Raw genomic sequence first — 21464 nt, forward strand, 5'->3', positions numbered from 1 at the left:
AAAGAAAATATAGTCAAAAAAATAAGAATAAAAATAACTACTGTGCATAGTTAATCATTTATTTAATTCATTTTATTCATTATAAAAAATTAGTTAAGCTCAAAAGATAGTCATAATTTGGGATAAATAAGAATTATAAGGATGTGGGTTTAACACGATGATAACTACCCATAACTCTATATATTTAATAGTCATTTTCCAAAAAAACCTCACACAATTTGGAAATTAATTATTTTATTTATTAAAAGTTCAAAGGAATATGATATGGAAATTAAGCCTACCAAAAGTCAGATAGACGCTTTTCGTAATGACGGAGCTTTTCTTTTTGAAAATTGTCTTACTGAAAAGCAAATTTCAGACTGCTACGAAATATTTAAATGGAATATGGCTCATCCGGGGCCAAGTAATTTTCGTGCTTTAGATGGTACCAAACTTCAAACCCATATAGATAATGCAAATCCATTATCTAAAGATAAGTTAGATAATTTAGTAAAAACCTTGCCTTTCGGTAAGATTTTTCAAGAACTTTGGGGATCTGAAAATGTTTGGTATTTCGCTGAAGAAATTTTTGCAAAAGAAAATGGTAACAGCGGTCGAGGACCTTGGCATCAAGACACAGCCAACCTTCCATGGGCTGGCAAACATTGGGGTAATGCTTGGATTACTTTTCAATCTTTACCTAAGAAAAATTCTTTAGAAATTATTCGTGGTTCTCATAATGGTATCCAATATGATGGTTCAAGTTTCAGCAATCCAGACGATCCAACAGAGCCATTATGGGGTGATGGAACTTACCCTCGCTTACCCCATATTGATGAAGAACTATCAAAAGATCCAAATGCTTACGATGTTTTATCATGGGATTTAAAACCAAGAGATGTTGTGATTCTTCATCCAAGAGCATTACATGGCGGAGCTCCTGTCGACGAACAGTGTCCAACTAGACATACATTAGTTTTACGTTTCTTTGGCGATGATGCTACGTTTCGTTGTTTACCTACTTCAAATCCAAGCCATGCACGTAATGGATTTCTTTTTAGAGAAGAAATGGAAAAACTGAATGAAGGAGATCTATTTAGATCACCAATCTTTCAGAAAATTGCTTAATAAATAAAATCTTAAAAATGGAATAAAAAATGCAAAAACAATTAATTAACCCTGGTTTACGCAAAGAGAAACACTACGATCCATTTCATTTTTCTGCTGCTGTACGTGTAGGCAATATGATTTGGGTCTCGGGATGTGTAGGTGAAAATCTTGAAACTGGTGTTCTAGAACCATCCATGGAGAAACAAGCCCGTCAGACCTTTGAGAACATAAAAGAAGTGCTCAATGCTGCCGGTGCAACAATGAGTGACATCGTGGAAATCATCACATTCCATACAGATCAAAGAGGAGAAATTGCTGAATTTATGTCTGTAAAAGATGAGTATTTGCCAGAGAATTATCCTGCTTGGACAAGTATAGGTGTATCTCAACTAGCTCGGCCAGAATTCAAAATCGAAATACGTGTAGTAGCGGTGATTGGCTGTGGAGATAAATAAATTTAGCTCTTAAAGCTGTAGATAATCACTTTCATACAAATAAGCCTAAATAAACCTCCTTAATAGAGTAAGAACAGGTATTTATGCTTAATTTTATATAAAACAATGGACTAAATTAAATAATAGTAAATGGAGTTTTTAATATGAGTAATTCAGGCCCAATAAATGATAATAGTAGTGGTGCCCAACTTCTTGCTCGCTTAGATCGTTTACCGGTTATGAGGATGCATTACTTTTGGGCATTATTGCTAGCAATAAATTTAATGCTGGAATATTACGATAATGCAATTTTTGCATATGCTTCTCCAACGATTAAGGCGCATACGAATTATAGTACAGAACAAATTGGTCTTATAGGAAGTATGTTTTTCGTTGGTATGATTATTGGAGCCTTAGTTGGTGGAAGGTTATCTGATAAATTTGGACGGCGTTCCATCATGGTCTGGGCTACTCTTCTCTACTCATTCGGCTCACTTTTGACAGCCCTTTCACCCAGCTATGAAATAATGCTGTTTTCGAGAACAATCACAGGAATTGGCGTACAGGCAGCAACTTCAGTTTTGCTCGTATATGTGTCTGAAATGTTTCCTAGTAATACTCGTGGTCGCTTTATGTCGGTGGTCACAATCGGTTTTGCATTTTCAGCTGTAGCCGCATCCGCTTTAGCACTGTTCTATTTACCCAATAGTGGTGATAATGCTTGGCGTCATCTTTTTTATGTAGGCAGTATTGGATTTTTCATTGCTCCTTTTATGCGTTTTTATATCCCTGAATCTGTGCGTTGGTACATTGCCAGAAAAAAATATCAACAAGCAGAAACCCTTATTAGCCAATTTGAGAGACAAGCGATTTTAAAAAATAAAATATTAGAAACGCCAAATATTTCATCTGTAGAACATTATAAAGAGGCAAAACTTTCCGATCTTTTCACAAATAAAACCGTTGTTCTTACTATTATTGTAATGGGTATTGGTTACTTCGGCTCAACATTAGCATACTACTTATTTGGCAACTGGGCGGTCTACTCTTTCGTCTATGGTTTAAACTATTCCGAAGAAAAAGCTTATTATATTTTCTTTATATGGAACGTGATCTACTGCGTAACTCCATTTATAACTATGTTTATACTTGATCGCTTTGAACGTAAGTCATTAATTTTAGCCATGTCAGCATTAACGACTATCCCTCTTATTATATTAGGAATATCAAATATAATGTGGGAATTAATCGTTGCTGGCGGTATTGCCTGCATAGTCACGGGCATCATTGTAAGTGGCTATTACACTTATATTCCTGAATCATTGCCTACAAAATTACGAGCATTAGGAAGTGGAATTATTATCTCCATTGGTCGCTTTGGAGGTGCAGTCTCTGGAGTTCTTGGTGCTTGGTTATTTACCAATGGTGGGATACAAGGAGTAATGTTCACTGCCGCAGCATTGTATATTCTATTCGCCGTTCCAGTGATGTTATATGGCCCCCTTACCACTAACCGCTCTCTTGAAATAGTCAACAGTAAAGAATAAGCAAATAATATTATCAATCAAACACATAGTTTAAAAAATCTTGCGATTATTAATCGCAAGCTAGGAAAACTCAACTTAATTTCATGATATTTAAGGAAAAAATCATGTTAAATAAAAAACTTATAATTGTTTTTTTAAGCTTTACAGCAACTTCACCACTGGTTCAAGCAGTTGAAATTAATAAGGATTTAAATCTAAATCTCACTGCTACGGCTATGTCAGAATATCGCCGTTCTGGTTTTGATCTGAGTGATGGTAAACCAGTAGTACAAGGCTTGGTATCTCTCGCTCATAAATCAGGGTGGGATATTTCTGCACAAATTTCCAATTATGATGTAGTCGTTGTACCAGCAAAATATGAGATCGCTTATACGGCAGGCTATTTTCATGCCTTTAATGAGAAAGTATATGTTTACTCCTCTCTAGGGCAAACTATCTATCCAAATTGGGCTGACGGCAACGTAACTGAATGGTTTATCAGTGCGAATGCTTATGGAGCTTTTTTTAATTACTTTTATGACTGGGGAAAAAACTCAAATGCTCAATATCGTTATATAGGTTATAAATATAATTTCCCTAATGACGTCTGGCTTGATATGCGTTATGGCTATAATGATGTAGGTATACAATTAAAAAATGAGAATGGTGATATCCGTCATAATTACAGTACACGCAAGGTAGAGTTAGGGAAAAAATATAATGATATTAGTTACACACTCGCTTATGCTGATACTGATTTAACGAATTCAGAATGTACACAGATCATGGCATATGGAGATAAATGTTCATCCACTGTAGTATTTGGTATAAAAAAGACTTTTTAATTAAATAGATAGAGAACTTTTCTTAGATAGAAAAAGTTCTCTTTTTTTATTCATAATAATTTAATTTGTTATAAAAATACTGTTTGCACCTTATTCTATTTCAATACAAACAGTAGTTCAGTAATTTTTGACTTTATACGACTTCAAATAATCCAGCAGCGCCCATTCCTCCACCAATACACATTGAAACCACTACAAACTTCACACCACGTCGTTTACCTTCAAGTAAAGCATGCCCCACTAATCTTGATCCTGTCATGCCATATGGATGGCCAATTGAAATACTCCCTCCATTTACATTGTATTTATTTGGATCGATGCCTAGATGATCACGGCAATATAGTACTTGGCAAGCAAAAGCCTCATTGAGTTCCCACAATCCAATATCATCTATTGAAAGACCATGTTGTTTAAGTAGTTTAGGAATCGCATAAATAGGACCAATACCCATTTCTTCAGGCGCATTTCCAACAACAGTCATTCCACGATAAATACCTAGAGGTTCGATCCCCAACTGTTCTACTAATTTTCCATTCATTACTACACAAGCGCTTGCACCATCGGATAGCTGACTCGCATTTCCAGCAGTAATTACGCCCCCTTCAATGACTGGAGATAAACTATTTAATGACTCTATCGTAGTACTTGGACGATTACCTTCATCCTGACTTAACGTTAATTCTTTAAATGAAGATATCCCGGTAGTTTTATCCGTTATCATCATCTGAGTTGTGATTGGAACAATTTCATTATCAAATATTCCAGCTACTTGTGCGCGAGCTGTACGCAATTGTGACTCTAAGGCATACTGATCTTGAACTTCTCGAGAAATGCCATATTTTTTTGAAACAAACTCTGCGGTTTCTAACATTGGCATATAAGCTGTAGGCTGATGGGCTAAAACATTAGGGTCCATTTCAGCTTTCACCCATTCCATATATCGGCTTTGTACAGCAGAAATATTTTCCTGACCTCCAGCAATAACGGTTTGCATACCGTCATACATAATTTGTTTCGCTGCGGTAGCAATCGCCATTAAACCGGATGCACATTGTCGATCAATTGTTTGAGCACCAATCACCGCTGGTAATCCAGCAGCGAATAAACCATTTCGAGCGATATTATTTCCTGCCGTACCCGCATTTAAAACCGAACCAATAACAGCATCTTCAATACGATCAGGTTCAATGCCTGCGCGTTCAACGGCATGTTTAATAGCATGTCCTAACATCGTTGGGGAGTGCGTAGCATTAAAAGCACCTCTATATGCTTTCCCAATAGGTGTACGAGCTGTTGAAACAATTACTGCATCAATCATAAATCTTCCTTGTAAAAGAGAAATAAATAGAAATATTGCAATGGAATTAAGGTATTAAAGATATTCCAACTTATTAAAGTGGCGCTAAGCTTATAAGGAAGTTTTATAAATTTTAGGCAAAGCAAATACATTGCCTCGTTAGGTAACGAAACTTATTTACTTACTTAGTCTACAAATTGAAATAAGAATATTTTTATCGAATAATCTATCACTACCTAATTTAGAATGGGCTTGAATTAGAAGTCACTTTTCATTCTAAAAATAATTGCTTATATATCTAAAATCCTTAAAACCATTGCTCAGGCATATTCAGTGGTGTTGTCTCCACTGGATCCAGTACTGCCAACCAACTGGATATTTTTGGCATTTCCCAGCCAAAAAAGTAATCACAAGCTGCCAATTTCCCATTTAAGAAATCGCTACTCGATGATGTCTTAATCATTTCATATATAGTTATTGCTTGATCTAACCATAACCATCCTACAACTAAATGCCCAAAAGCCTCTAAATAATTTGCAGCATTTGCTAACTGCATTTCTAAATCATCTAAGGCGTGTAATTGCTCAGTAACTTTAAGAATTTCTTGCCAATGATCATTTAGCTTTGTAGCGTGATTATGTAATTTATCTATTAAAAGTGCTTGGTGAACTGTTTTAGTAATCCGTTCATTTAACAACCTCATAGATAAACCATCATTTATACGTGTTTTACGGTCTAATAAATCGAGAGCTTGAATACCAAATGTACCTTCATGAATTGGGTTAAGACGGTTGTCTCTATAAAACTGCTCAACGTTATATTCACGCGTATACCCATATCCACCATGAACTTGAATGGCCAAGTCATTTGCGACTAGCCCCCATTCAGAAGACCAACTTTTTACGACGGGTGTTAATAGGTCTAGTAAAGCATTGATATTATTTTGTTCTTTTTCATCTTCAACGGATTTAATCTCATCGACCAATCTTGCTGCATACAAACATAATGCTAAAGCTCCTGATACATAAGACTTCTGTGCTAATAGCATTCTACGAACATCAGGGTGTTTTATAATTGGGACTTGAGAAGAATTAAGATTTCTGTCACTTTTTGGTCGCCCTTGTAGACGAGTTTTTGCATAATCAAGAGCATGCAAATAACCCGTATAACCTAATGCCGCAGCTGATAATCCCACAGAAATACGAGCTTCATTCATCATATGAAACATATAAGCCAGTCCTTTACCAGGTTCACCTATGAGGTGTCCTAAGGCTCCAGCTTCACCTTCAGGAGTAAACTTACCTTCTCCAAAATTTAAAACACAATTAACTGTGCCTCTATAGCCCATTTTATGGTTTATTCCAGCCAGAACTACATCATTTCTTTCATCTGGTTGCCCATCTTTATTAAGTAGTTTCCGAGGGACGGCGAATAATGATATAGCTTTAACTCCTGTCGGAATTTGACCATTTTCATCAGGAATTTTAGCAAGTACTAAGTGTAGAATATTTTCAGAAATTTCATGATCTCCTCCCGAAATCCACATTTTATTGCCAAATAGACGATATCGACCATCTCCATTAGGAACAGCACGTGTACGAATATCAGCTAGACTTGAGCCTGCTTGGGGCTCAGATAAACACATAGTCCCGAAACATTTTCCTGCCGCCATAGCAGTAATATAAGGCGAGATAATTTCTTTCTCACCATATGTAATTAAAAGATTAGCATTCCCAATTGTTAAAAAGGCATAAGCTGCTGTACCCGCATTTGCACCCAGCAGATATGCCATACCAGCCCGTTCAATTGTAGTAGGAAGACTCATTCCATCCCATTCTAGCGGAAGTGCAGCATTCATTAATCCAGCTTCAGAAAATTCGCGTAATGCTACTCCCACTTCTGGATTTACCGTGACCTTTTCTCCATCAAAGCTAGGTTCATTACTATCGTTTTTCTTATTGTGTGGGGCAAATAGATCAGTTGCTAAACTTTCATAAACATTTAAAACTGAAGTATAGTCAAAACGATCTTGACCAGAAAAACGTGTTCTCTGGTTTAATAGGTCTACTTTTAACCAGTCAAACAATATAAAATCCAAATCGCTACGAGACAGAATAAGTTCATCTACCATGGAAAATACCTACTATAAAATGAGAAGAGATAACCATTCTGCGACAAGCGCAGGCTTAGTTTCGTTTTCAATTTCAACACTTACATCAACAACCATTTGATAACGGCCAAGAGACTTCTCTTTAAGTGATTTTAATAAGAATTGGCCCCTTACTCTTTTTCCACTATGAACTGGATGAATAAAACGTAAATTATTCATTCCATAGTTTATAGAACTCGTTAGCTCTTTAATCTGCGGCAAAGCTTCTGAAGCCATAGCAGATAACAATGATAAGGTAAGGAACCCATGGGCAATTGTGCCTCCAAATGGACTTTTACTTGCTGCCTCCGTATCGACATGAATGTATTGCCAATCTCGTGTCACATCTGCAAACGCATTAATTGTTGCTTGATCAATAGTAATCCAATCAGACATTCCAAGTACTTCGCCTTGCAGTTCAAAAAGTTGAGCAATTGAAATCGGAGTTTTATTTGAAAGAGTATCACCCATTTTTATTCCCCTACTTTTAAACCCGCTTTATCCAACTCTAAATTACCTTGAATAAAACCAGATGTAGGGACGATTTCACCTGCACGATTAGATACTTCATTTAATCGCTCTAACAATTTATGTGCTGTCTCGTCGCTGTTTCCAATGTGAATACCTTGAGTCAATGTAATATGTGCAGCCTCGAAACTTCCCGCTCCTGCACATAAAATCATTCTTGTTGGAGCATCTTCGCTCACTAACACGGCGGCAGCTGGACTTACTGCAGCAGGTGCAAGTGCTTTAAGAGATTCATCAGGTAATAAACCTTCCAACATGCGAGTTGCTGCCGTAGGTGCAAGGCAATTAACCCGAATATTGTATTTTTCTCCCTCAAGAGCTAGCGTTTGCATTAATCCCACTAGCGCCATTTTTGCAGCACTATAATTAGACTGACCAAAGTTCCCATATAGGCCAGAAGAAGAAGTCGTCATTACTATACGACCATATTTTTGCTCGCGCATAATATCCCATACAGCCTTAGTGGAATTTACAGCTCCCATCAAATGCACATCTATAACAGTTCGAAAATCGTCTAAAGACATCTTGGTAAATGTTTTATCACGCAGGATACCTGCATTATTAATTAAAATATCGACACGCCCCCAGCGGGACATTGTTTGCTTTACCATTTCTTCTACTTGGGCTGCATCAGTTACAGATGCGCCATTTGCAATTGCTTCACCGCCTGCAGCAATAATTTCATCTACTACTTTTTGAGCAGCAGTAGTTGAACCGCCATTACCATGAACATCACTACCTAGGTCATTTACAACAACTTTTGCGCCTAAGCGTGCCAATAATAAAGCATGCTCTCTTCCAAGGCCTGCACCTGCACCAGTCACAATTGCTACACGATTTTTTAAATTAATTGTCATGATTTTTTCCTAAATAAATGAATAAGATGTATTTAATAAATGTTTTAATAAGCTGTCACGCCGCCATCAATTGCAATGGCTTGACCTGTGAGATATGAGTTTTCTTTGGCACACATCATCAGCATCATTGCCACCACTTCGCTTGGATGGCCAAGACGCTTCATTGGCGAGGCCTGCGCTAAAAAGTCTTGTTTCTCTTTGAGTTCACTGTCGACCACCATCGGGGTGGTTGTATAAAATGGACAAATTGCATTAACTCGAATACCTTTATTTGCATATTCAATCGCTGCTGTTTTGGTTAATCCCACCACAGCATGCTTTGCCGCAGCATAGGCAGCCAATTTGGGAGCCGCGCCTAAACCTGCAACAGAAGCAACATTCAGAATAATGCCACCACCTTGTTGCAACATCTGACGAATTTGATGCTTCATTCCAAAGAACACACCTTTGGCATTGACGGCAAAACTCAAATCTAGATCTGCTTCATTGGTATCAATAAAGCTTTTCATAGGCGGACTCATACCTGCATTATTGATCCCGACATCGATTCTACCAAACTGAGTAACTGCACTTTGCACCAAAGCCTGTACATCTGCTTCACAGCTGACATCACACACTTGCGCAACCACTTCCACTCCTGCTTGGCGTAGCGGTTCAACTACAGTATTTAACCTTTCAATATTCAAGTCACCCAACACTAATTTTGCACCATACTTTGCCAGTTGTTCTGCCATCAATGCACCAAATCCACTCGCCGCACCTGTGATTAAGACCACTTGACCTGAATAATGTTCGTACATTGCTATTCCTCCCTAAATAGTTAAACCGCCATCAACCACAATAAATTCACCATTCGTATAGCTCGCAGCATCTGACACTAAATAAAGTACAGTTCCAGCCATTTCACGCGGCTCTGCGTGACGGCGTAATGGAATTGTATCCATCCAGCTTTTATAGATATCTTCATTTTCAAATAGTGCCGAAGCAAATTTGGTCTTGGTAAGACCAGGTAGCAAAGCATTCACTCGAATACCCAGCGGTCCACATTCCTTTGCAAATGCTTTGGTCATATTAACTACAGCAGCTTTGGTAATAGAATATATTCCTTGTTGGTCTCCCGGCTGCAGAGCATTCACAGATGCAGTATTTACAATGACACCACTTCCTTGTGATTTCATTAATTTACCGGCTTCAATAGACATGAAGAAATAACCACGAATATTCACTTCAACAGTTTTGTTATAAGCGGCTAAATCCGTATCGAGAACATGACCAAAATATGGATTTGCTGCAGCATTATTTATCAGAATATCTAATCGGCCATGCTGACTACGAATATGTTCAAAAATAGATGATATATCTTCCATTTTCCCAACATGACAAGCAAATGCCTCCGCAGTACCTCCGGCTGCAATAATTTCTTCTGCCACGACCTTACAGTCTTCAATTTTTCGGCTTGAAACGATGACATGAGCGCCTTGTTCTGCTAATAATTTAGCAATTTCTTCACCAATACCACGGCTAGCTCCTGTAACTAAAGCTATTTTTCCAGTTAAATCAAAAAGATTTGTGGCCATACTTTTATACTCCTAGTTCCTTTGTGTTCCATCTATCCTAATAATGATTTTTTTATTGCTTTAGTAAACTTATTTTTCCACTTCAATAAGTTAGTGCCAAGTTAATAAATTTATACCATGTTCACGGAAGTGCTGATGTTCATTCATACTTAAAATACTATGACGTTTAGTATCGCTAAGAATTTGAGTAATACCACAATTCACCAGTGACCAATTCAATCTAAATGTCGCGCGATCACTTAAACCCAGTAAAGATTGAATAATCACGGAGATCACTCCACCAGAACTAAAAACGACGACATTTTTCCCTTTTGAACTATTTACAATATCTGTAAAAGCACCTACACATCTATTCTGAAATTGCTTCCATGTTTCAGTGTAATCGGTGTCATATTCTCCACTCTGCCAACGGTAAACCGCCTCAGCAAACATGTCTCCCAGTGTTTTTGCTGGATGAGTTGAATTTTTAATAAACTGAATAATCTCAAATTTATTCGCATATTTTTTCTTATCTAAATTCAACAAAATTTGTTCATGATCAAATTCATTTAGACCTGTATGCGGTATAGCGACCAGAGAAGAATGCATCTCGCTTAAACAATGTTGTGCGGTTTCATAGTGCCTAACCATTTCTCCACGCCATGCAATATCGAATGATTTAGCCTGATCATCAAAGACTTTACCCAGAACCCTAGCCTGTTCAGTTCCTTTTATTGATAGTTGATCATAATTATCTGTGCCCCATGAAGCTTGCCCATGCCTAACAAAGGTAATTAAAGCCACGATAATCTCCTTCTTTTATTTCGATTGCCAAGTCAATTGCATACAACGAACAAATAGAGCTTCAACAAAACGACCAAACTCTTTAAAATCAGTGTTTTGTGTTTCTTTATGGTAATAACGATAATAAATTTGCTGGCAAATTACGGCTAAACGAAATAAACCAAAAACTTCGTAAAAATTCCAGTTATCCGTGTGTAACCCGGTCTTTTGTAAATAATATTTAACCACTTCCTGACGAGTGAGCATTCCAAACAAATGGGTAGGCTGTCGCCTCAAAGTTCTTAATAAAACGCTGTCATCATCTTGTATCCAATAAGCTAGCGCACAACCTAAATCCATTAAGGGGTCACCCAAAGTTGCCATTTCCCAATCTAATACACCAATGAGTGTTGTAGGCGTTTTAGGATCTAGAATCACGTTATCAAGACGCCAGTCATTATGAATAACACAGGTTTTCACATCATCTGGTATATGCTCTAACAACCAAGCTTGTATACCCTTAAAACTAGCAACACCTGGTGTTTTTGCTTGTTCAAAACGTCGTATCCAACCCTCTACTTGTCTACGACAATATCCATCACCTTTACCGATTGTTTCTAAATCAGAGCCTTTATAAGGCACATTATGAAGTGCGATTAGAGCATCTATTGCATTAATACATAGTTGATGCATTTGTTCAGGTGTTAAGTCTAAATTTTCTGGAAGATTTGCTCTTGTAATTACGCCCTCAATTCGATCCATAACATAAAAATCGCAACCAATAATATTTGCATCAGTGCAAAGTGCCACCATATCTGGTACCAATGGATAGAGTGGCTTAAGTGCTTTTTGAACGTTATATTCACGTTGCATATCATGGGCAGACTTAGCTTTGGTTCCTGCAGGTGGACGCCGTAAAATCAGATCTCGATTTTCATACTGTATTCGATATGTCCAATTAGATGCCCCACCTGAATACTGAGTAATTTGTGGTATACCTTTTAAAATAATGTCTTGTTTCTTCAACCACTGATCTACTTTCTCAATATCTAACTCTTCACCTCTGCGAACAGCTCCACCTACATCTATAGTACTCATTAAGCAATCTTTCCTTTTAATGGCTGGTAATTATGTCCGTAACCTCGCTTTTTGAGCTCAATTCTTGTAATTACTCTCTTATGGACTTCATCAGGACCATCGGCGAGTCTTAATGAGCGAGCAATTCCCATAAAACGTGCTAAAGGTGTGTCATTTGAAACTCCCATCGCTCCGTGCATTTGAATGGCCATATCTATAACTTGTTGCATCATATTTGGTGCAATTACCTTAATCGCCGAAATCTCTGTCATTGCAGCAGTATTCCCAACCGTATCCATTTTCCAAGCTGCATAAAGTGTCATTAGACGTGCTTGTTCGATAGCAATTCGAGCATCTGCGATTTTTTCTTTATTTCCCCCTAATTCTATGATGGGTTGACCAAAAGCAATGCGAGTCATTCCCCTGTCAATCATTAACTCTAATGCACGCTCTGCAGCACCCACACATCGCATACAATGATGAATTCGTCCTGGACCTAGTCTGCCTTGGGCGATTGCAAAACCTTCACCTGGGCCACCAATAAAGTTTTCAATAGGGACACGCACGTTATTAAAACAAACTTCTCCATGACCATGCGGCGCATCAATATCGCCAAAAATTGGTAACATTCTTTCAATTTTTACTCCTGGTGTGTTAACAGGAACAAGAACCATAGAATGTTGCTCATGATGGACTTTTGATGAATCAGGTGTATGTGCCATAAAAATTAAGAGTTTTGTATTAGGATCTCCTAACCCTGATGACCACCATTTACGGCCATTTAAAATAATTTCATTTCCATCGACTATTGCTGTGGCTTGCATATTGGTTGCATCACTTGAAGCTACATCAGGTTCAGTCATACAAAATACGGAACGAATTTCACCATTTAATAATGGCATTAACCATTGATTCTTTTGTGCTTCACTGCCGTACTTCCACAAAAGCTCCATATTTCCTGTATCAGGCGCATTACAATTAAAGACCATAGGTGCTAAAAAACTACGGCCAGTATATTCAGCAATATGAGCATACTCTTGAATACTTAATCCGGCTCCAAGCTTTTCATCAGGCAGAAACATATTCCACAATCCAGCTGATTTTGCTTTAGCTTTTAGAATTTCTAAAGCTGCTGGCCATTTCCACGTAGTCCAATCTTCTGGATCACAAGTTTGGTGTACTTCTTTCCAAAATTTTTCTTCTATTGGAATAATCTCTGTATCCATGAATTGTTTAGTTTTTTCTAAATACGCCTTACCTTTAGCGCTAAGTTCAAAATCCATTATCTATAACTCTGTTTTAGTATTTGCCAAGCGTACATAAAATCGTATAATGAATAAAATGAATTAATTTAATAGTAAATCATGCACGAAGATAATAAAAAGGTAGCATCGCTTGCGAGAATTGATCTCAATTTATTTCGAGTTTTTGCCACGATTTATAAAGAAAAAAACTTAACACGTGCTAGTGAACAATTGTTCTTAAGCCAACCTGCGGTAAGTCATGCGCTTGCACGTCTTCGCGAACATTTTAATGATCCATTATTTATTAGAGATGGACACGGCGTAATGCCGTCTATATTAGCTAAACGCATATGGCCCAATATTGAACAATCACTATCTTTAATGAACGAAGCAATAAAAAGCACTTTAGATTTTCAACCAGAAAGAGACTTAAAAAAATTAACAATTGCAATGATTGATGAATTTGAACCGATACTACTTCCTTTAATTACTCAACATTTTTCAAAATTCAATAAAGATTTAATTATAAATAGCGTGCGTATTGATAGAAAAAATTTACGTCAAGAGTTAGTGTCGGGAAGAATCGATTTTTCGATAGATGTTAATCATTTAGTTGAAGAAGGAATTGCTCAGCAAACCTGTTTGAAAGATAAATTAGTCATTATGTGTCATAAAGAACATCCAATTTTACAATCGGGTATAAGCATAGAAAGCTATTTAAATGCAAAACATATTACGGTATCCGCTCGACCAACAGGTAGAGTATTTGAGGATTTTATTTTATCAAAACATGGATTTAAGAGAGAAATTAAACTTCGTTGCCAACAGTATCAGACCGCTATTAGTATGTTGGCTCAAACAGAGTACTTACTTACGATTTCTCACACGCAAGCGTTGTATCATAAAAAAAATTATCCAGATGTAAATATTTATTCTATTCCAGCAAAAATTGAAGGGTATGAAATGAACCTTTATTGGGATGAAGAAAAATCAAAAGAACAAGAAATCGTGTGGTGTAAAGCACAATTAATAGAGATTATGAATACTCTCCAAAACCAGTTTAAAAGTGACTAAATAAAATTAGTTTTATGCATGATTTAATATTTGTTTAATTCATTTTATTCATTGAATAAAAAACCTTACTCTTTTTGCAATACAAGGAAGATAGGAATTAAACAGTGAATAAAAAATGGCAAAAGACATATGATGAATTAGGCATTCCTAACGAAATTACATTGCCACCAGTAAACACTTCAATGATTGAGATTTTTGAAAGAAATGTTCAAAAATTCTCAGACAAAACGGCTTATATTTTTAGAAATGAAAAATTAAGCTATCAACAAGTAGATAATTTATCTTTACGGTTCGCGGCCTATTTCCAGTCTCTAGGACTAAAAAAAGGTACACGTATCGCAGTGATGCTACCGAACGTTTTACAATACCCGATCTCAGTTATGGGTATTTTGCGGGCAGGACTAATTCTAGTAAATGTAAACCCACTGTACACTCCAAGAGAACTTGAGCATCAACTTAAAGACTCGGGTGCTGAGGCTATTATTTTATTAGAAAATTTAAAAGGTATTTTTCAGCAGATCGCCTCAAATACATTTGTAAAACATTTATTTATAGTAAATCTAGAAGATTCTTTAACTCATCCATTCACAGACCATACTCATGACAAATTTAATTCTTTTAATAGAGGATTAAGATATCCGTCATGTTGTTATACTAAACCAAAATTAAATTTGGATGATACCGCTGTTTTACAATACACAGGTGGTACAACTGGTGTGTCTAAAGGAGCCGAATTAACACATCGCAATCTGGTTGCTAACTTATTACAAAATGATGCAGTTTATGGCCCAGTTTTACTCACAGGCAGTCAAGATCATCAAAATATGATTTGTGCGTTACCGCTTTATCATATTTTCGCTTTTCAACTTTCCATGATTTCTCAGTATGCAGGTTTCGCTTGTGTATTAATTTTAAATCCAAGAGATACTGCAAGTCTGATAGAGGAAATGGTTAAATATCCTCCTGTATTATTTCCTTCTGTAAACACTTTAACCAACGCTTTAATCAACCATGAAAATATTAAATTAGTAGATTTTAGTCATTTAAAATTATCGACTAGCGGTGGAATGGCCACCTTGCCATCAACTGCAAAAGCTTGGTATGAACTAACAAATAAACCTCTACTAGAAGGTTACGGTTTATCTGAAACTTCACCGGTTGTCACGATTAACCCACCGACTCTTAAAGGATTTAATGGAAAAATAGGTATACCTTTACCTTCCACTGAGGTTGCTATTCTGGACGATAATGGACATGAGGTTCCATTGAACCAAGAGGGAGAAATTGCGATTAAAGGTCCCCAAGTAATGAAAGGATACTGGAACCGTCCGGAAGAAACGGCGAATGTGATGACACAAAACGGTTTTTTCCGTACTGGGGATATAGGGGTAATGGACTCAGATGGTTTCACAAAAATTGTGGATCGCAAAAAAGATATGATTTTAGTATCTGGCTTTAATGTTTATCCTAATGAAATAGAAGAAGTTGTTAGTAGACATCCTAAGGTACTAGAAGCAGCAGCGATTGGCGTCATCGATGAAAAAAGTGGAGAAGTCCCCAAGCTATTCATTGTAAAAAAAGAAAATGATTTGACTGAAAATGATATTTTCGCATTTGTTTCAGATAAATTAACAGCGTACAAGCAACCTAAATATATTGAGTTTTTAAGTGAACTACCTAAATCAAATGTAGGTAAAATTTTACGTAAAGAATTGAGATAAGATTAGGTTAATCATTTATTGAGACATATTTAAATAAATCTGTCTCTTTTTATTTATTAAGGGACATAAATAATGAACATCCTTACTCAGGATCTCCTTTATTTACTTGAGCTAAGAGAAATCGATTCTTTAATATTTCAAGGAAATTGTACACAGGTCTTCGGTTCACATTTATTTGGTGGACAACTTTTAGCTCAATCCTTAGTCGCTGCAGCAAAAACAACAGATCGCCCGGCCCATTCATTACATGCATATTTCATACAAGCTGGCAGAACTGATATCCCAATTCTTTATCAAGTATCTAACCTCCAAGATGGTTCAAGTTTTAGCCGCAGAGAAGTAAAAGCTTTACAAAATGGACAGTTAATTTTTATTGCACTCATCTCTTTTGCATATTTTGAACAAGGCCCCGAGTTCCAGATTTCTCCTCCAGTTTACCCTTCCCCAGATTCCTTACAGCCAGAGCAGCACCATAAGTTACAAGTGATTGAACAAGTGCCAGACAATCATAAATCAATATTTATGCGCCCTTTTCAATTAGAAATTAAACCAACTCAATTTTTAGGTTTTAAAGCAGAAAGTAAGTCTTCTTATGCTGAATATTTTCGAACTTATGACAAATTAACCTTAAAAATAGACTCTGTTATTTTACATCAAGCTATTATGGCCTATTATTCCGATTACAACCTACTTTCTATTTCTATTTTAAATCATGGAATTAGTTACTTTGATGATAAGATCAAAGCTATAAGTTTAGATCATATTATTTTTTTTCATCATGACTTTAGAGTTGATGAATGGTCTCTTTATGATTTAAGTACAAACATTAGTTCACAGGCAAGAAGCTTAAATAACGGTAAAGTATGGCAGAACAATAAACTCGTCTGCAGTACCGTTCAGGAATGCTTGATACGGAAAATTTAAAAAAATCATATTTTTATTTTAAAGAATCAAAAACTGATGCTAAAAAATAAACTAATTAAATTAAAACTCATATAAATAAAATATAAAGGGGTATTTAATAAAATATGACCTCTATTCATATTTGAATAGAGGCTAAATGTAAGTTAAAAACTATCAAAAAATTAAATACTATTTTTTAGAAAGATAAGGGTTAGTCCAAACCTAAAAATTTTTCTAGTTTGTCATAATTATGTTGCCAAAGCCCACTGCCTGTAGAAGGAAATACAGATCTAAATCCAATCATTTTTTGAACACGTGAAGGAAGAGTTTTTACAATTTCTAGATCTATAGAAAACGCATATGATTCTTCCGGAGTAAAATAAGCTGGAGTTAATGGTATAGCTATACCCCGTCTGTACTCATCTTTTGTCTTATTTTCCCCACCAGAATGAATAACTTTACCATCCCAAATTAGCATATCTCCCGCCTTCATTAGGGCTGGAATAGTGTCTTCATGTTTTTGACGATCTTCTGGTGACATCACAAAATTATCCCATTCATGACTTCCAGGAATTATACGTGTTGCTCCATTCTCTTCAGTAAAGTCTGTTAAAGCTAGCATACAATTTGCCGCTACACATGGCCCACTTTTTCCCATTTTAATAAACGGTGGAAAATTCTCTAAATCTCTATGTAATCTTTGAGCAGTATTACCGGGACCAATTTGAATGAGTTGTGTTGCTAATAGCCACCAATCACCGCTCTCCTCTCTGAAATAGTATTCACCAAGGTCATGTATCAAATCATGATCTAATATTTCTTCCCTAAAAAGCTTACTATGAGTGACTAAATTATTAATACGCGTGGTTTGATATCCGTGAAATTCTTTAATACTCTCGTATCCATCACCTCTTTTCGAACCTGGACCAGTATCAATAATTGGCTGATCAAAATCTAAGTTCATTTGTTTAACTTGTTCAGGGCTTGCAAATCCTTCATAAACAACTGCGCCATCTTTTCGTAGAATGTCAAAAATTGTCTGTAAATCTGTATTTTTATCTACCCTTTTTAGTTCCGTAGTCATTTATTTTTTCCTATCAATAAAGTTCTTACTACAAATAAACTCTAATAAAAATAGTTTACGAACACTAAGCTCAAAATCTATTCTCATAACTCCGTTTAGCATTTACCTAGCGTACATATAAATACATAATGAATAAAATGAATAAATTTAATAGTAAATCATGCATAAAAATAATAAAAAGATAGCCCTACTTGTCAGAATTGGATCAGATCTAATATGATTTTTTACTATGATTGATAATTAAAAAATTAACCTCCCAAGCTAAAAAATACTTTCATTAAATAAAAAACAGGGCTTTTAAAGCCCTGTTTTTTATTTAATTATCCGAAGCCAACTACTGACTTTATTTCAACAAATTCATACAGTGCTTGTTCTCCCCATTCTCGACCATTTCCAGATTGTTTATAGCCTCCAAATGGAGCAGCAAAATCTAACGGGGCATAATTTAAATAAATCTGTCCTGCCCGAATTTTCGATGCCACTTTTCGAGCACGTTCTATGGAACTACTTTGCACATAACCTGCTAAACCAAAGGGAGAGTCATTGGCAATTGCGATTGCCTCCTCCTCATTAGAATAAGGTATCATGACAAGTACTGGCCCAAAAATCTCTTCCCGAGCAACTCTCATAGAATTCGTTACATTCGCAAAAATAGTCGGTTTAGCAAAAAAACCTTTTTCTAACCCTTCAGGTGAACCTAGACCACCGGCAATAATTTCTGCGCCTTCATCAATACCAATTTGAATATATTTTTGAACAGTATCAAATTGTTTTTTAGATGAAAGTGGCCCCATATAAGAATTACTAGATGGAGCACCCACCGTAATACTTTCTGCAGTTTTACGAGCCTGTTCCACAGCTGCTTCATATTTTGATTCATGAATAAGCATTCTGGTAGGAGCAGTACAGGTCTGGCCTGTATTCATCATAATTGCTTTGACCCCATTATCTACAGCCTGAGCGATATCAGCGTCATCTAATATAATATTTGCAGATTTTCCGCCTAATTCTTGATGAACACGTTTCACTGTAGGAGCAGCATCTACAGCCACAGAAATCCCTGCACCCGTAGATCCTGTAAAGCTAATCATGTCTATATCTGGATGACGTGATAAAGCTGACCCAACTTTACCACCATGCCCGTTTACTAGATTAAAGACGCCTGCAGGTACACCAGCTTTATCAAAAATCTCTGTTAGAAGCCATGCTGAAAATGGGGTTTGAGCAGCTGGCTTCAATACCATAGTGCAGCCTGTAGCTAGAGCTGGCAAAACTTTTACAACCACTTGATTGATAGGCCAATTCCATGGAGTAATAAATCCACACACCCCTATAGGTTCTCTTAATATTCGCGTAGTGCCTTTTTGCTCTTCAAACGGAAACTTTGACAGTGCTTCAATCGTAGTATTTAAATGGGCTAATCCCATCGCTGCCTGATATTGACTAGCAAGCCAATCGGGAGCACCCATTTCTTCACTAATTGCAGCCGCTATTTCAGCTTCACGTTGTTTATATTCATTCGTAATTGCTTTTAGAAGTTCAAGCCGCTCATTGACTGAAGTTTGTGAAAAACTGACAAAGGCACGTTTTGCAGCTTCTACGGCATTATTAACTTGTTCTTCAGTACCATCAGAAATAATACCAGCAACTTCACCAGTAGATGGGTTAATTACTTCAATGTTAGATGCACCTTGTGCATCCAACCAGTTACCATCAATGTAAAATCCTGTATATTTACGCATAATTTCTCCTATTTTAAGGGTTATTCTTTCCTTAAAAATTATTAGATTTAATATATGGTTTATGAATATAAATTTTTAACTAAGATATAATTCTAGTTATAAATAGTTTCATATTAAGAACTACAATCCATTTTACTTAACATTCATTTAAACTATGCAGCATAATTCCGATCAACAATTAAAACAGGTTTAATCGTTGTTCCATTTAGTGAATCAGAAGATGCCGTATTAATATCATCAAAATCATAGAATTTTATTAGTTTTTCATAAGGAAATTTTCCTTGAGCATGAAATTCTAATAATTGGGGAATACTAATTTGTGGAATACCTTCGCCCATAACGACACCAATAATCTTTCGACTATATACAACAAGATCTGCTAGTGTATTCACGGTAAGGTCCTTGTTTGTCACAGCAACTGGAGCAGCTACCCCTTTAATTGCTAATGCATCAATAGACGCTTTCATAACTTCAGATATTCCTGTGGTATCGATTGAATAATTAACACCGACCCCTTTGGTAATTTCTTTAATTTTTTCTACGGCATCTACAGACTTGCTATTAATTACATGAGTCGCCCCTAACTCTTCAGCTAGACTCAGTCGCGAATCATGGATATCAACCGCAATAATTGTTGAGCAACCCATAATTTTAGCAGTCATCATTGCTGCTAAACCTACCGCACCAGTACCAAAAATCGCAATTGAAGAACCAGTTGTTGGCTTCAAGCCATTAAGAACGGTGCCTGAACCTGTTAACAAACCGCATCCTAAAGGACCAAGGAGGCGAAGATCTGCTTCTTTAGGAACTGCAATTAAGTTAGTTTCTTTAACATTTGTATGAGTCGCAAAAGATGATTGGAAGAAGAAATTATTCACCTCTGTACCATCTTCTTTTTTAAATGGAGCTGAACCATCATCACGATGTTTACCCCAATTTAAAGTCATCCAATCTGTACATGCTGCAGGCAATCCATGCATGCAGTGATTACACTGTTTACAGTATGCATAAGCTAAAACAACGTGATCACCGACTTTAAAATTTTTAATATTTTTGCCTACTTTCTCTACAATACCAGCACCTTCATGTCCTAATACGCCTGGAAATTCATAGGCAGCATGGCCTAATCGAACAGCATCATCAGAATGACAAATCCCTGAGGCAACAATTTTGACTTGTACCTCATCATCTAATGGCTCAGCGAGTTCAAGAGTTTCTATTTCATATGGCTCATTAACTGATTTAACAACAGCTGCTCTAATTTTCATCTTATAACTCCATTTAAGATTTTGATTATTATAGATAACCCAGGATATAAATATTATTTAAAAATATAATAAAATAAATAGGTCATCACAAGAACTCTAACATTAATAGCTGCAATTGAAATTTATTTAAAGTCCACTCTATGGATCATTTTAAAATAAAAAACACAACCAGATATAAAATTAACTCAGCATCTTTTGTTAAGTAATTAAATTTAAAAATAAAATATCACATTCTCATAAAAAACATAAAATTTAAATAAAAAACACTTAATTCAAATAGATTTTTA

At 36.2% G+C, this 21464-nt stretch carries 19 protein-coding genes; 7 read left to right on the plus strand and 12 right to left on the minus strand.

What is annotated here, in order from left to right; all coding sequences use genetic code 11:
* The first annotated feature begins 264 nt into the window (after positions 1-264).
* The 4 genes from AWW73_RS04010 (at position 265) to AWW73_RS04025 (ending at position 3894) form a co-directional block, all read left to right on the plus strand.
* A complete protein-coding gene (locus tag AWW73_RS04010) occupies positions 265-1107 on the plus strand; it encodes a phytanoyl-CoA dioxygenase family protein (protein ID WP_031948426.1) in 843 nt (280 codons plus the stop codon).
* Positions 1108-1136: 29 nt separating this feature from the next.
* Complete coding sequence (locus AWW73_RS04015) at positions 1137-1544, plus strand: RidA family protein (protein WP_031948427.1); 408 nt, start codon at positions 1137-1139, stop codon at positions 1542-1544.
* Positions 1545-1687: 143 nt separating this feature from the next.
* A complete protein-coding gene (locus AWW73_RS04020; protein WP_062848812.1) occupies positions 1688-3070 on the plus strand; it encodes an MFS transporter in 1383 nt (460 codons plus the stop codon).
* 104 nt (positions 3071-3174) lie between these two features.
* Positions 3175-3894 (plus strand): TorF family putative porin, encoded by a 720-nt coding sequence (locus AWW73_RS04025; protein ID WP_062848813.1) that lies wholly within the window; start codon positions 3175-3177, stop codon positions 3892-3894.
* A 133-nt stretch (positions 3895-4027) separates the two neighbouring features.
* On the opposite strand, the gene AWW73_RS04030 is transcribed toward AWW73_RS04025, so the two are convergent.
* The 9 genes from AWW73_RS04030 to AWW73_RS04070 form a co-directional block, all read right to left on the minus strand.
* Positions 4028-5212 carry an acetyl-CoA C-acyltransferase gene (locus tag AWW73_RS04030; protein WP_062848814.1) on the minus strand — a complete coding sequence of 395 codons (1185 nt, stop codon included), beginning with the start codon at positions 5210-5212 and terminating at the stop codon, positions 4028-4030.
* A 286-nt stretch (positions 5213-5498) separates the two neighbouring features.
* The gene (locus tag AWW73_RS04035) at positions 5499-7322 is read right to left on the minus strand and encodes an acyl-CoA dehydrogenase family protein (RefSeq protein WP_016145406.1); all 1824 of its coding nucleotides are present in this window, start codon (positions 7320-7322) and stop codon (positions 5499-5501) included.
* Positions 7323-7334: 12 nt separating this feature from the next.
* Positions 7335-7811 (minus strand): MaoC family dehydratase, encoded by a 477-nt coding sequence (locus tag AWW73_RS04040; protein ID WP_016145407.1) that lies wholly within the window; start codon positions 7809-7811, stop codon positions 7335-7337.
* A 2-nt stretch (positions 7812-7813) separates the two neighbouring features.
* Entirely contained in the window at positions 7814-8725 is a 912-nt protein-coding gene (locus AWW73_RS04045; RefSeq protein ID WP_062848815.1) for an SDR family NAD(P)-dependent oxidoreductase, read from the minus strand.
* Positions 8726-8769: 44 nt separating this feature from the next.
* Positions 8770-9525, minus strand: a complete 756-nt coding sequence (locus AWW73_RS04050) for an SDR family NAD(P)-dependent oxidoreductase (protein WP_062848816.1) — start codon at positions 9523-9525, stop codon at positions 8770-8772.
* Positions 9526-9537: 12 nt separating this feature from the next.
* Positions 9538-10302: an SDR family oxidoreductase gene (locus AWW73_RS04055; protein WP_062848817.1), complete on the minus strand. Its 765-nt coding sequence runs from the start codon at positions 10300-10302 to the stop codon at positions 9538-9540.
* A 90-nt stretch (positions 10303-10392) separates the two neighbouring features.
* Positions 10393-11085, minus strand: coding sequence for a histidine phosphatase family protein (locus AWW73_RS04060; RefSeq protein WP_062848818.1), 693 nt, complete (start codon positions 11083-11085; stop codon positions 10393-10395).
* Between the two features lie 15 nt (positions 11086-11100).
* Positions 11101-12162: a phosphotransferase family protein gene (locus AWW73_RS04065; protein ID WP_062848819.1), complete on the minus strand. Its 1062-nt coding sequence runs from the start codon at positions 12160-12162 to the stop codon at positions 11101-11103.
* Positions 12162-13424: an acyl-CoA dehydrogenase family protein gene (locus AWW73_RS04070; RefSeq protein WP_062848820.1), complete on the minus strand. Its 1263-nt coding sequence runs from the start codon at positions 13422-13424 to the stop codon at positions 12162-12164. Before AWW73_RS04070 ends, AWW73_RS04065 begins: the two co-directional genes overlap by 1 nt.
* 81 nt (positions 13425-13505) lie before the next feature.
* Here AWW73_RS04070 and AWW73_RS04075 point away from each other — a divergent pair, with 81 nt between their 5' ends.
* The 3 genes from AWW73_RS04075 (at position 13506) to AWW73_RS04085 (ending at position 17104) form a co-directional block, all read left to right on the plus strand.
* Positions 13506-14459, plus strand: a complete 954-nt coding sequence (locus AWW73_RS04075) for a LysR family transcriptional regulator (protein WP_016145414.1) — start codon at positions 13506-13508, stop codon at positions 14457-14459.
* A gap of 104 nt (positions 14460-14563) precedes the next feature.
* Positions 14564-16180, plus strand: a complete 1617-nt coding sequence (locus AWW73_RS04080) for an AMP-binding protein (RefSeq protein ID WP_062848821.1) — start codon at positions 14564-14566, stop codon at positions 16178-16180.
* A gap of 72 nt (positions 16181-16252) precedes the next feature.
* Positions 16253-17104: an acyl-CoA thioesterase gene (locus tag AWW73_RS04085; RefSeq protein ID WP_062848822.1), complete on the plus strand. Its 852-nt coding sequence runs from the start codon at positions 16253-16255 to the stop codon at positions 17102-17104.
* A gap of 190 nt (positions 17105-17294) precedes the next feature.
* On the opposite strand, the gene AWW73_RS04090 is transcribed toward AWW73_RS04085, so the two are convergent.
* From AWW73_RS04090 to AWW73_RS04100, 3 genes are all read right to left on the minus strand, one after another.
* Positions 17295-18167, minus strand: a complete 873-nt coding sequence (locus AWW73_RS04090; RefSeq protein ID WP_016145417.1) for a phytanoyl-CoA dioxygenase family protein — start codon at positions 18165-18167, stop codon at positions 17295-17297.
* Positions 18168-18487: 320 nt separating this feature from the next.
* Entirely contained in the window at positions 18488-19909 is a 1422-nt protein-coding gene (locus AWW73_RS04095) for an aldehyde dehydrogenase family protein (RefSeq protein ID WP_062848823.1), read from the minus strand.
* A 152-nt stretch (positions 19910-20061) separates the two neighbouring features.
* Positions 20062-21177 (minus strand): NAD(P)-dependent alcohol dehydrogenase, encoded by a 1116-nt coding sequence (locus AWW73_RS04100; protein ID WP_062848824.1) that lies wholly within the window; start codon positions 21175-21177, stop codon positions 20062-20064.
* Positions 21178-21464 lie beyond the last annotated feature (287 nt).

The organism is Acinetobacter lactucae, assembly GCF_001605885.1.
GTDB lineage: Bacteria > Pseudomonadota > Gammaproteobacteria > Pseudomonadales > Moraxellaceae > Acinetobacter > Acinetobacter lactucae.